The 12,004-nt window shown below is 69.8% G+C and carries 13 protein-coding genes; 10 read left to right on the top strand and 3 right to left on the bottom strand.

Going from position 1 to position 12,004, the window contains the following annotated elements; translation table 11 throughout:
• Nucleotides 1–21 precede the first annotated feature (21 nt).
• Together D7X99_RS16990 and D7X99_RS16985 are read right to left on the bottom strand one after the other, a co-directional pair.
• Nucleotides 22–564, bottom strand: a complete 543-nt coding sequence (locus tag D7X99_RS16990) for a DUF3105 domain-containing protein (protein WP_233613464.1) — start codon at nucleotides 562–564, stop codon at nucleotides 22–24.
• A 33-nt stretch (nucleotides 565–597) separates the two neighbouring features.
• Nucleotides 598–1,647 carry a DHH family phosphoesterase gene (locus D7X99_RS16985; RefSeq protein ID WP_233613463.1) on the bottom strand — a complete coding sequence of 350 codons (1,050 nt, stop codon included), beginning with the start codon at nucleotides 1,645–1,647 and terminating at the stop codon, nucleotides 598–600.
• 250 nt (nucleotides 1,648–1,897) lie between these two features.
• Here D7X99_RS16985 and D7X99_RS16980 point away from each other — a divergent pair, with 250 nt between their 5' ends.
• The 5 genes from D7X99_RS16980 (at nucleotide 1,898) to D7X99_RS16960 (ending at nucleotide 7,197) form a co-directional block, all read left to right on the top strand.
• On the top strand, nucleotides 1,898–3,757 hold the full coding sequence (locus tag D7X99_RS16980) for a M2 family metallopeptidase (RefSeq protein WP_121778717.1): 1,860 nt from the start codon (nucleotides 1,898–1,900) through the stop codon (nucleotides 3,755–3,757).
• Nucleotides 3,758–3,891: 134 nt separating this feature from the next.
• Nucleotides 3,892–4,098, top strand: a complete 207-nt coding sequence (locus D7X99_RS16975) for a cold-shock protein (protein ID WP_120575411.1) — start codon at nucleotides 3,892–3,894, stop codon at nucleotides 4,096–4,098.
• A gap of 76 nt (nucleotides 4,099–4,174) precedes the next feature.
• The gene (locus D7X99_RS16970; RefSeq protein ID WP_121778710.1) at nucleotides 4,175–6,262 is read left to right on the top strand and encodes a hypothetical protein; all 2,088 of its coding nucleotides are present in this window, start codon (nucleotides 4,175–4,177) and stop codon (nucleotides 6,260–6,262) included.
• 42 nt (nucleotides 6,263–6,304) lie between these two features.
• A complete protein-coding gene (locus D7X99_RS16965; RefSeq protein WP_120575409.1) occupies nucleotides 6,305–6,955 on the top strand; it encodes a hypothetical protein in 651 nt (216 codons plus the stop codon).
• Nucleotides 6,952–7,197 (top strand): hypothetical protein, encoded by a 246-nt coding sequence (locus tag D7X99_RS16960; protein ID WP_120575408.1) that lies wholly within the window; start codon nucleotides 6,952–6,954, stop codon nucleotides 7,195–7,197. Before D7X99_RS16965 ends, D7X99_RS16960 begins: the two co-directional genes overlap by 4 nt.
• Before the next feature lie 46 nt (nucleotides 7,198–7,243).
• Here D7X99_RS16960 and D7X99_RS16955 read toward each other — a convergent pair whose 3' ends face one another.
• Nucleotides 7,244–7,987, bottom strand: coding sequence for an FKBP-type peptidyl-prolyl cis-trans isomerase (locus D7X99_RS16955; RefSeq protein ID WP_120575407.1), 744 nt, complete (start codon nucleotides 7,985–7,987; stop codon nucleotides 7,244–7,246).
• Nucleotides 7,988–8,223: 236 nt separating this feature from the next.
• Here D7X99_RS16955 and D7X99_RS16950 point away from each other — a divergent pair, with 236 nt between their 5' ends.
• The 5 genes from D7X99_RS16950 (at nucleotide 8,224) to D7X99_RS16930 (ending at nucleotide 11,973) form a co-directional block, all read left to right on the top strand.
• The gene (locus D7X99_RS16950) at nucleotides 8,224–8,556 is read left to right on the top strand and encodes a PilZ domain-containing protein (RefSeq protein ID WP_120566093.1); all 333 of its coding nucleotides are present in this window, start codon (nucleotides 8,224–8,226) and stop codon (nucleotides 8,554–8,556) included.
• 203 nt (nucleotides 8,557–8,759) lie between these two features.
• A complete protein-coding gene (locus D7X99_RS16945) occupies nucleotides 8,760–9,566 on the top strand; it encodes an LPP20 family lipoprotein (protein ID WP_121778709.1) in 807 nt (268 codons plus the stop codon).
• The gene (locus D7X99_RS16940; RefSeq protein WP_120575405.1) at nucleotides 9,566–9,955 is read left to right on the top strand and encodes a hypothetical protein; all 390 of its coding nucleotides are present in this window, start codon (nucleotides 9,566–9,568) and stop codon (nucleotides 9,953–9,955) included. Before D7X99_RS16945 ends, D7X99_RS16940 begins: the two co-directional genes overlap by 1 nt.
• 210 nt (nucleotides 9,956–10,165) lie before the next feature.
• On the top strand, nucleotides 10,166–11,296 hold the full coding sequence (locus D7X99_RS16935; protein WP_233604947.1) for an AI-2E family transporter: 1,131 nt from the start codon (nucleotides 10,166–10,168) through the stop codon (nucleotides 11,294–11,296).
• Entirely contained in the window at nucleotides 11,293–11,973 is a 681-nt protein-coding gene (locus D7X99_RS16930; RefSeq protein ID WP_120575403.1) for a uracil-DNA glycosylase, read from the top strand. The genes D7X99_RS16935 and D7X99_RS16930 overlap by 4 nt, the downstream gene beginning before the upstream one ends.
• The last annotated feature ends 31 nt before the right edge of the window (nucleotides 11,974–12,004 follow it).

Genomic DNA, 12,004 nt, shown 5'->3' with positions numbered 1-12,004 from the left:
TATTCCGTGATCGCAGTCATTTCACGGAGGGCAGACCAATCCGGGTTCAATTGCATCCACATCCTGGAGCGCGAGCAGACACGTGAGCGCGTCCGGATCCACGGAGTCCATCAGGTACGTGCGGCGCCACAGCAGCGCGGCGAAGCGCTTGGGCAGTTGTGAGTCCGGAGCGACGAGCGCGCGGCGCACGCCGTTGCTGCCCACCGCGGCCTGTGCCTGCGCGGCCTCCAGCTTCGCGACCTCGTCGGGGCAGCCTTCCGGGCAGTTGTAGAGGAACACCGCGTGGCCGTGCTCCAGGTTGTGGATCCACGAACAGCGCGGCTGCTCCGTGTCGAAGCTGCGGCACGACAGCCACGTGGGGCAGTGCAGGCCGGAGTTGGGCGGGTTCTCACCGTTGCCACACGCGGTGCTGCTGCACGAGCTCACGTGACTGGCCGACGACGTGTCCGACCGCGGGAACGAATACTGCTCGCAGGCTTCGCCACCGGGGTTGGGCGGATCATCGTTCGTTGAACCACAGGCGAGGCACAGCGAGAAGAGGAGGGCGGAGAGGGCGCGAGGCATTCACGCCGTCATATCGCAACGGCCCTGAGCGCCTCACCCCGGCGCCACGCCACGCCGCTCCACGTCCCGGTCGCTCAGCCCCCGGAAGCCCAATGCATCCATCAGGCGCAGGAAGTCCGCGGGTGGCATGCTGCCGCCCGTGGCCCGCGAATGGCCGTGCGCGAACGAGCTTCCCATCGGCGGAAGGTCCAGGCCCCGCAGCAGCGCGAGCAGGTCCACCGGCGCGCGGCTTCGCAGCACGAAGTTCACGCGGCCGGGCAGGTAGCCCGTGTTGGCGGCGACGACGATGTGGTCCGGCAACAGATGTACCCAGCGCATGGCCACCAGCGGGTGCACCTGCGCCTCGGAGCTGAACAACAGGAGCGCCAGGTTGCCCGCGAAGCGCGGCGGCGTCTTCGCGCACCGGGCAACCTCGCGTTGCACCTCCAGGCGACAGTCGCGCAGCGCGTCCACGCCGGGCACGCGTCCCTCCGCGATGTCCGTCGCGTTGCCCGCGCGCAAGAGCACCTGCATCGCCAGCGGCGCCGCGAACCGGCTGGAACGCCGGGCCGCGTTGAGCAGCGCCACCGCCTCCGTGATGGACGAACGCTTCGCCCGCCGCAGCGCGTCCTTGAGGAACGGCATCGGCGCGTCCACGCCCAGGTCCGCCACCGTCCCCAGCACCGCCAGCCACTCCAGCGGACCGGGCACGACGAACGACGACGTGAGCACGTACGTGAGCAGGCTCGTGTTCGCAACGGGCGCATGGCCGTAGGCGGTGAGCACCTTCGCGCCGGGTGGGAATGCCTCCGACGCGTGATGATCCACCACCAGCGTGGGCACCCCGGGCAAGAGCGGCTCCGCGCGGCTGCCCATGTCCAGCACCACCAGCGCCTCCGTGGAGGAGGCTCCCAGTCGCTCCAGGAAGCCCGGGTGGTGGACGTCCTCTCCCTTGCCCGGCAGGCGCGCTGTCGGCCGGGCCCCCAGGGACTGAAGCGCGCGGAGCATCAGCACTCCGGAGGTGAGCCCGTCCACGTCCGTGTGTGGAACGACGAGCACATGCTTGTCCCGGCACGCTTCCAGGAACTCGCGCGCCTGGTCCATCGCAGCCTCTGGCGCCGGCCAGTGCGCGTCCTTTGTGTGTCCCAGAAGCATGAATCAAAGCTGTCACTGCCTGTAGCGGCACGGCAGGGCGCGCCCGTCGTGGCTGGTTGCCCTCCGGACGGCCCCCCGGGTCCGGTCATGCGGCGCGTACGTGATGACCGGGCGCGGCATCCACCCGCGATGTCAGCGCTCGCGGACGGCCTGACTTCGCGGGTGCGAGGGCAGGGCACTTCCCATAGTGTCCGCGCCCATGACCCGCACTCCCCAGTCCTTGATGCGCGCGGCCCTGGCCGCCCTGTCGCTCGCGGCGCCCGCCGCCAGCGCGCAGACGACGCCCGCTCCGGTCGCGAAGGCCACGCCCGCTCCGGCCGCGAAGGCCACGCCCGCGGAGGCGAAGCAGTTCGCCGAGAAGCTCAACGCGGACCTGAAGCAGCTCTGGACCCGGCAGGCCACCGCCGAGTGGATCAAGAGCACGTACATCACCGACGACACGGAGCGGAACGCCGCCTCCGTCAACGAAGAGGTGATGGCCTACGTCAACAACGCCATCAAGGACTCGCGCCGCTTCGACGGGCTGAAGCTGGACGCGGACACCGCGCGCATGCTGCACCTGCTGCGCGTGTCCCAGACGCTGCCCGCCCCGGCCAACGCCGCGCAGCGCTCGGAGCTGGCCTCCACCGCCGCGAAGCTGGAGGGCCTCTACGGCAAGGGCAAGTACTGCGGCAAGGACGGCAAGGGGAAGTGCCGCGACCTGGAGGAGCTGTCCGACGTCATGGCGGAGAGCCGCAACGCGGACGCGCTGCTGGACGCGTGGACCGGCTGGCACGCCATCAGCCGCCCCATGCGCCCGCTCTACACGCAGCTGGTGAACCTCTCCAACGCGGGCGCGAAGGACATCGGGTTCAACGACCTGGGCACGCTGTGGCGGTCGTCCTACGACATGACCCCGGCGGAGTTCGAGAAGGAGGCGCAGCGGCTCTGGGGCCAGGTCAAGCCCATGTACGACGAGCTGCACTGCTACGTGCGCGGCCGGCTCGCGAAGCAGTACGGCGAGGCCGCGGTGCCCGCCGGCAAGCCCATCCCCGCGCACCTGCTGGGCAACATGTGGGCGCAGGAGTGGAACAACATCTACCCGCTGGTGGAGCCGTTCCCCGGTCAGGCCAGCCTGGACGTGGACAGCGCCCTGGTGAAGCAGGGCTACGACGCGGAGAAGATGGTCAAGCTGGGTGAGAAGTTCTTCACCTCGCTGGGCCTCAAGCCGCTGCCGCAGACCTTCTGGGAGCGCTCGCAGTTCACCAAGCCGAAGGACCGCGACGTCGTCTGCCACGCGTCCGCCTGGGACGTGACGTACGACAACGACCTGCGCATCAAGATGTGCATCAAGCCCACCGAGGAGGACCTGGTCACCATCCACCACGAGCTGGGCCACGACTACTACTACACGTACTACTACAAGCTCCCCGTCCTCTTTCAGGCCGGCGCCAACGACGGCTTCCACGAGGCCATTGGCGACGCGCTCACGCTCTCCATCACCCCGGCCTACCTCCAGCAGGCGGGCCTGCTCAACGCGGTGGAGAAGAACGACAAGAACGTCATCAACCTCCAGCTGAAGGACGCGCTGGAGAAGGTGGCCTTCCTGCCCTTCGGCCTGCTGGTGGATCAGTGGCGCTGGGACGTGTTCAGCGGGAAGGTGAAGCCGGCGGACTACAACAAGAGCTGGTGGGCGATGCGCACGAAGTACCAGGGCATCGCCGCGCCGGTGGCCCGCACGGAGCAGGACTTCGACGCCGGCGCCAAGTACCACGTGCCCGCCAACGTGCCGTACACGCGCTACTTCCTCGCGCGGATCCTCCAGTTCCAGTTCCACAAGGCGCTGTGCGAGGCCGCCGGCATCACGGGCCCCCTCAACGAGTGCTCCATCTACGGCAACAAGGCCGCGGGCGCGCGCCTGCAGGCCATGCTGGAGCTGGGCGCGAGCAAGCCGTGGCCGGATGCGTTGTCCGCCATGACGGGCACCCGCCAGATGGATGCCACGCCGATGCTGGAGTACTTCGCCCCGCTGCGTCGTTGGCTCCAGGAGCAGAACAAGGGCCAGAAGTGCGGGTGGTGACGTTTACCTGGTGATGTTTCCAGGGAGTGGACTTCGCCTGGGACGGGCGCTTAGGCTAGCGCCCGTCTTGTAGGGTCGAACTCTGTAGGACCGGACGGCGACTCTTCCTGTCCGCGATGAAAGAAGAACAGCAAATGGCGACTGGTACCGTGAAGTGGTTCAACGACGCGAAGGGCTTCGGCTTCATCACGCAGGACGGCGGGGGCGAGGACGTGTTCTGCCACCACACCGCCATCAACATGGACGGCTTCCGCACCCTGGCCGAGGGCCAGAAGGTGGAGTTCGAAGTCACCAAGGGCCCCAAGGGCCTGCAGGCGCAGAACGTCCGCGCCGCCGCCTGAGCCTGACCGTTTCCTGATTCACCCAAGAAGGTCCGACTCTCACCGGGTCGGGCCTTCTGTATTTTCCGGAGCCCGCATGTCCGCCCCCACGTTCCGCCTGCGCATCCTCCCCCTCGTCGCCGCCCTCGGGTGCGCCACGTCCTCCACCTCCACGGCCCCCGCGCCGCCGGCCACCACCACCGCGTCGGCGCCCGTGTCGAAGGCGTCGCTGGCCGCGCTCAAGCAGGAGCTGGTGAAGCAGCACGGCGAGGCGCAGCGCGCACGCATCGAGCGGGGCGTGGATCAGGTGGCGGCGCTGTGGCGCCCGGAGGACGGGGAGCTGGCGGCCTTCGCGCGCGAGCAGTTCCTGCCCACGGGCCCCCAGTTGGACGCGACGTTCACGCGCTTCGAAGGGTTGTTCGAACAGTTCGACGGCCACATGAACGAGCTGGGCCGCGAGCTCCAGTGGTTCACGGACCTGGACCTGGGGCCGCTGTTGCCGGTGGAGCCGCTGCTCGCGGCGTATGACCCTTCCTCCAACGTCACGTCGGACCTGTTCCAGGCGAAGCCGGGCTTCGTCGCGCTGCTCAACTTCCCGCTCACCACGCTGACCGAGCGCGTGAAGGAGGGCCCGTCCTGGACGCGGCGCCAGTGGGCGGAGGCGAAGCTCGCGTCGCGCTTCAACCGGCGCGTGCCCGCGGCGGTGGAGCAGAAGGTGTCGCAGGCCATCGCGGACGCGAACCTCTACATCGCCGAGTACAACGTCTGGATGCACCACCTGGTGGACGCGAAGGGCCAGCGCCTCTTCCCCCAGGGGCTGCGCCTCATCAGCCACTGGAACCTGCGCGACGAGCTGAAGGCGGACTACACGGACCCGCAGGGTCTGGCGAAGCAGCGGATGATCGTCCAGGTGATGGAGCGCATCGTCACGCAGACCATCCCCGCCGCCGTCATCGACAACCCGCGCGTGGACTGGGACCCGTTCACCAACAAGGTCTCGGCGGCTCCGCCGGAGTCGGTGGAGGAGAACGCGCCCCAGCGCGCCGTGAAGGCGGACGCCGCCCCGGAACCGGACGTGCGCTACGCGCGGCTGCTCGCCACGTTCAATGCATCGCGGAAGGTGGATCCTTACTCGCCGGTGGCGCCCACGCGTATCGCCCGCGCCTTCGAACTGGACCGGGGCCTGCCAGAGGAGCGCGTGCGCGCGCTGCTCACCCAGCTGCTGGAGTCACCGCTGGTGCCGCGCGTGGCCAAGCTGATTGAAACCCGCCTGGGCCGCCCGCTGGAGCCGCAGGACCTGTGGTACCCGGGCTTCCGTCCGGGCTCGAAGGTGCCGGAGGCGCAGCTGGACGCGCTGACGCGCAAGCGCTACCCCACGGCGGACGCCTTCGCGCGCGACATCCCGCGCATCCTCCAGGGCCTGGGCTTCACGCGGGAGAAGGCGGACGTGCTCGCGTCATACATCCGCGTGGACGCGTCCCGAGGCGCGGGCCATGCCCAGCAGGCGCTGCGCCGGGGCGACTTCCCCCGACTGCGCACGCGCGTGGAGAAGGGGGGCATGGACTACAAGGGCTACAACATCGCGGTGCACGAGCTGGGGCACAACGTGGAGCAGGTCTTCAGCCTGTACCAGGTGGACCACACGCTCCTGTCCGGCGTCCCCAACAACGCCTTCACGGAGGCGCTGGCCTTCGTCTTCCAGGCGCGCGACCTGGAGCTCCTGGGGTTGGGCCAGTCGGACGCGGCCAGCGAGCGCGAGCGGGTGCTCAACGACTTCTGGCAGGCGTGGGAGATCGCCGGCGTGGCGCTGGTGGACATGGCCACGTGGCACTGGATGTACGAACACCCGGACGCCACGCCCGCCCAGCTGCGCGACGCGGTGGCCGGCCTGTCGCGGGACGTGTGGAACCGCTACTACGCGCCGGTGCTGGGGCGGAAGGACAGCCCGGTGCTGGGCATCTACAGCCACATGATCAGCTACCCGCTGTACCTGCCGGACTACCCGCTCGGGCACCTCATCGCGTTCCAGATTGAAGAGCACCTGAAGCAGCACGGCCCGCTGGGCGCGGAGTTCGAGCGCATGGCCACCTTCGGCTCCGTCACCCCGGACGAATGGATGCGCCACGCCACCGGAGCCCCCGTCAGCGCGGACGCTTTGTTGCGCGCCACTGAAGCCGCACTGTGATAGTTCGGCCATTCCCCATTTCTCTCTTCTGGAGGATTGACCTTGAATTTCATCTCTCGTGCGCTGGTGCTGGGCTCCCTGTCGGCGATGGTGGGCTGTGTAACGACGAAGGGCGGCACGAAGACGCCGGACACGAACGAGCCGACCCCCGCGACCGCGTCGCTGGTGGACTTCTGTGACGACGCGCAGAAGGCCATCTCGAAGGAGGCGGACACGCTGGCCAGCCCCTACGGGATTGATCAGCACATCGCCAAGAACTTCCCGGACCGCAAGGTGTCGTGGCTGATGACGGACAGCGCGTACCAGAAGTTCGTGGTGCAGACGGGCGCGAAGAACTTCGGCCGCTGCAACGACACGGCCTGCTACCTGTTCGCGGCGCCGTCGGCGTCCATCCACGGCGCGGTGGAGAAGGCGAAGACGGCGGACGGCAAGCATGACCCGGCGGTGCTGGGCCAGGCGCTGGGCCTGCCGGCGAAGAACTTCGAAGGCCCCCTGCGGATGATGACGCTGGACCTGGGCGCGCAGAAGGTCTGCACGCGCCTGCCGGTGGACGCGGATCCGGGCGTGTGGAAGTGCACCACGCCGGAAGACACCGACTGCTTCAAGTTCGGAGGCTACACGTCCGGCGGCGCGCCGGAGGTGATGGTCATCAACGCGCTGGTGGCTGACACGCAGGTGGCGGAGATTCCGTGAGCGACGAGGAGGTGCTCCTCCAGAGCCCCCTCCTGTACCGCGTGCTGCGCGGGCGGGACGGGGCGCTGTCCATCGAGGTCGTGGTGGGCGGCATCATGCAGTTCGAGGTGCGCGTGCACCTGAACGCGGAGGAGACGGAGTCCTTCCAGCGGGAGGGACGCGCCTTCGCGGACCGCATGGCCCAGGCCATCATGGCGAACCCGCCCTTTGGCGGCCGGTCCGTGAAGCTGTCCGCGCAGTGACGCCTTCGCGGGGACCCGCCGCGTGCGGGTCCCCGTCGCAAGGCCACTACGGCGTGGCGGCGGTGTTGCCGGGGATTTCAATCAGCTCGACCTCGAAGGTGAGCACGGCGTTGGGCGGGATGCGCGAGCCCGTGGGCGGGCGCTCTCCGTACGCGGTGCTCCCGGGGCAGGTGAGCTTCGCCTTGCCGCCGACCTTCATCTTCTGCACGCCCTGGGTCCAGCAGGGGATGACGCCGTTGAGCGGGAACTCCACCGGCAGGCCGCGCTTGAAGGAGCTGTCGAACTCGGAGCCGTCCACCAGCGTGCCCTGGTAGTGCACCTTCACGGTGTCGGTGGCGCGGGGCGACTTGCCGGTGCCGGCCTTGAGCTCGCGGTAGATGACGCCGGAGGGCAGCCGGGTGGCGCCGGGCTCCTTGGACGCGCGATCCAACGTGGCGACGTTGACCTGGGCCATGCGCGCCTTGGCGAGCGTCTGGAGCTTCGGCGCGTACTCCTTCGGATCCACCGCGGGCGGAGTGCCGGCGACCGCGTCCTGGATGCCGCGCTGGAGCAGCTCCAGCTCCTCGGGGGTGAGGGCGAGCGCCGTCACGCTCTGGCCCAGCGAGAGGCCGAGCGAATAGATGGTCTTCTGATCATCCGTCTTGAGCTCCAGGGGTGCCTGGGCAGGGGCGGCCTTCGCGGCGGCCTCGGGCGCGGCGGCCGGCTTGGAGCTCTTCGTCGGGGCCTGGGCCAGGGCGAGGCCCGGAGCACCGAGCATCAGGACCAGGGCTGCCTTCCACTGCATGCGCATGCTTCCGCCTTTCACGAGAATGGGGGCGACTATAGGGCCGCGGATGCGCCGCGGGGCATCCGTGCGCACAGGCCAACGCGAAGAATCCAGCGAGCGGAAAACCACGGTGCACGCAGGCCTGCCTGGCGCTCGGGAAGGGCGCCGTTTTCTTGCGCGCATGACGTCTGACCGTACTGTGCCTTCAGGTCGCTGCACCCCCGCAGCAGCCTGTTGCACCAGCTGGAGGTCATGAGCCAATGAGCGAGAAGCGGAAGGCCAATCGGGCGCCCCTGGACATCTACCTCAACAAGTACATGGGCGGCGTGCCGTACATGACCCGGGCCGCGGACATCAGCCAGGAAGGCGTCAGCCTCTCGCGCCTCATCGAGCCCCAGCACGACGCGCGCCGCGTGGGCCTCCAGTTCCAGCTCCCCGGCTCCGAGGAGATCATCTACGCCGAGGGTGAAGTCGTACGCGAGTGGAAGGAACTGGGCCGCAAGGAGCAGTCCGGCGTGCGCTTCACGCTGCTCACCGAGCGGCACCGCAAGATGATCGACGCCTACGTCGACCGTCACACCGAAGGCAACTGACACAAGGCGTTACCCTCCGCGTGCGTCACCGCGATTGCGCGGTGCCACCGGCGGTTCGCGGTACCCCGCGCCAGGTTCATCAGGCGGATCCGACTGTCTCCGGGTCGCCTTGACTTCGCGCGAAGCGCCCCCCTTGAATGACCGGAGAGGTTCCCTGTGCGCTCGCCGACTTTTCGCGGCGGCGACAACGGGAGGAGTGCTCCGTGAGGCGTTCGCTGTGGGGATTGTTGCTGGTCGTGCCGCTGACGGCGCTGGGCCAGGGCAAGGACGCGAAGGTCGCCGCACCCGCCGCTGAATCCGCGCGCGGCGTGGGCACTCCGGGCATCAACTGGGAGGGCCAGGTCTTGCGCGCCACGGGCGCCGGAGCCCCTGACCTCAAGGCCGCCAACCCCGGGCAGGCGCGCCTGGGTGCCGAGCGCGCCGCGAAGCAGGACGCGTTCCGCAACCTGCTGGAGCAGGCCCGGAGCATCCAGGTGAGCGCGGGCCGCACCGTGGGCGACGAGCTGGCGCGCGACGAAGTGAAGGGCCGCGTCGAGGGTGCCATCCGCGGCTACAAGGTCGTGGCCACGCGCTACTTCTCCGACAGTGGCGTGGAGATGGACGTGGAGGTGCCGCTCGCGGTGCTCAGCGCGGCGCTGACGCCCGCGCGGGATCCGGCCATCGTGCTCAACGCCGACGGCGCGGCGAAGTACACGGGGCTCGTGGTGGACGCGCGAGGGCTGGGCGCGAAGCCGGTGCTCGCGCCCCGGTTGGTGGACGCGACGGGCAAGGCGCTCTACGGCGCGACGGTGCTCACGGAAGAGGCGCGCGGCACCGCGGGCGTCGCGGCCTGGTTCAACAGCCTGGACGCGGCCCGCAAGGCCTCGCGCGTGGGAGACAAGCCCCTGGTGGTGAAGGCCGCGCAGCTCCAGGGCTCGGATCTGGTCCTGAGCGCCGACGGCATCCGCGCGCTCACCGACGCGAACACCCACTTCCTGGCCGAGGGCCGGGTCGTCATCGTCACGCAGTGATGTCCGTGAGCTCCTTCCGGACGACGGCCGTGCTCGCGATGGCGGCGATGCTGGTGGGTGGCTGCGCGGCGAAGCAGGAGCAGCCCGCGACGGTGGCCCGCGCGGAGCAGTTGATGGCGTCCAACGCCGCCAAGCGCGGCGACCTGGTGCTCCGGTGCGAGCCCTCGGACGCGCAGGTCCTGATGGACGGCGTGGAGCAGGGGACGTGCAGCGACTTCGCCGGGGTGTCCCGGAGCCTGCGGTTGGGGGACTCGGGCTTCCACCAGGTGGACGTGAAGAAGCGCGGGTTCTATCCCTACACGACCTACTACCAGCCCAGCGGAGCGCGGGTGACGTTGAAGGTGAAGCTCCGGCCCCTGGCGCCCGAAAGCGGCGGCGTTTCGCCCTGAGGAGGCCGTGCCAGGGCTGGCGCCCTGCACCGCGAGGTGGCAGGCGACGCCCCGGGTGCGCTCAAGGACCGCAATCAAGGGCCCAAGACGCCGTAGGATGGGCGGGGACAGGAGGCGGTCATCGGACGTCGCAAGAGAGGCAGTGAGCGCGCGGTGAAGGGGGCCCCCCAGCCCATCGCGACCCCGGAGGTGTCCCCGGTGCTGCACGTCGTGCACCCGGAGCCCGTGCCCCCGCCCGGCGACCCCTCGGCGCTGGACGAGGCGGAGGCCCGCCGGGTCGACTTCATCTGGTCCGGCGTGATGGTGGGCTCGCTGGCGCTGGTGTTCGCGCTCCTGTCCGTGTTCGGCGGGGTGGCGGTGCCGGTGCTGCTGGCGCTGACGGGCGCGTACGCGTTCAACCCGCTGGTGACGCTCCTGGAGAAGCGCGGCGTGGACCGCACCTGGGGCACGTCCATCCTCTTCTTCGCGGGCACGCTCCTGATGGTGGGCGCGGGCCTGTACCTGGTGCCGGTGTTCCGCGACGAGGCGGCGAAGCTGCCCGGCTTCTTCCAGCGCGCCAGCACCCAGGTGGTGCCTCAGGTGGAGTCGCTGCTGGGCGTGTCGCTGCCGGACCTGGTGAGCCAGCGCACCGCGGAGCTGGGAGAGAAGGCCTCCGAGCTGCTCCAGAGCGCGGGCCCCACGGCGGCGCGGCTGGTGGCGAGCTTCGCCGGCAACACCGCGCGCTTCGCGGCCACGCTGCTGGGCCTGTCGGTGGTGCCGGTGCTGGCGTTCTTCTTCCTCCAGGACTACCCGCGCCTCATGGGTCGCATCCAGGACCTGTTGCCGCGCCGCTCCGTGGCGCTGGCGACCCAGCGCTTCCGCGAGGTGGACGAGGTGCTGTCCGCCTTCGTGCAGGGCCAGCTCACCGTGGGCGCCATCCTGTCGGTGCTCTACGCGGTGGGGCTGTCCGTGGCGCGCATCGACCTGGCCATCGCCATTGGCCTCATCGCCGGCTTCGGCAACATGGTGCCCTACCTGGGCACGGGCATCGGCGTGGTGCTGGCCGTACTGGGCGTCCTGCTGTCGTGGCAGGGGCCGTGGCAGCTGGCGGTGGTGGCGGCGACCTTCATCATCGGACAGCTGGCCGAGGGCTTCGTCATCACCCCGCGCGTGGTGGGGGAGAAGGTGGGCCTGGCCCCCGTGGCCGTCATCATCGCCGTGCTCGCCTTCGGTGAGCTGTTCGGCTTCGTGGGCATCCTCCTGGCTGTTCCGGCGAGCGCCATCCTCAAGGTCGTCCTGAGCGTCGTCCTCCAGCGCTACCGCCGCACGCAGCTCTACAAGGGGAGCGTGCAGGCGCCGTGACGAAGCTGGAGAAGCTGCACCAGGAGATCATCGCGTGCCGGGCCTGCCCCCGGCTGGTGGAGTGGCGCGAGGAGGTGGCCCGGGTGAAGCGGCGCGCCTACCGCGACTGGGACTACTGGGGGAAGCCCGTCCCCGGCTTCGGCGACCCGAAGGCCCGGCTGATCATCGTGGGTCTGGCGCCCGCCGCGCACGGCGCCAACCGCACGGGGCGGATGTTCACCGGGGATCGTTCCGGAGACTTCCTCTACGCGGGCCTGCAGCGCGCGGGCTTCGCGAACCAGGGCCACAGCGAGCACCGGGACGACGGCCTGAAGCTGACAGACGCCTTCATCGTCGCCGCCGGCCGGTGCGCGCCGCCGGACAACAAGCCGCTGCCGGAGGAGCTGGCCCGCTGTGCGCCGTTCCTGGACCGGGAGATGGCGCTGTTGCCTGGACGGGTGCTGCTCGCCCTGGGGGCCATCGGGTGGAACGCCGCCCTGGCGTCGGCCGCTCGCACGGGCAGTCCGCTCCCCACGCCCCGTCCCGCCTTCGGCCATGGCGCCGAGTACCGGCTGCCGGACGGCCGGTGGCTCGTGGGCAGCTACCACGTCAGCCAGCAGAACACTCAGACGGGGAGGCTCACCCCCGCCATGTTCGACGCGGTGATGAAACGCGTCCGCGCGTTGTTGGAGACGTGAACGCGGGGAAGATCAGGGCTCGCGCTCATGT

This window comes from Corallococcus sp. AB032C (genome assembly GCF_003668935.1).
Lineage (GTDB): Bacteria > Myxococcota > Myxococcia > Myxococcales > Myxococcaceae > Corallococcus > Corallococcus exiguus.
Note: the sequence above shows the minus strand (reverse complement) of the source record. Positions and strands in the feature narration are given on the sequence as shown.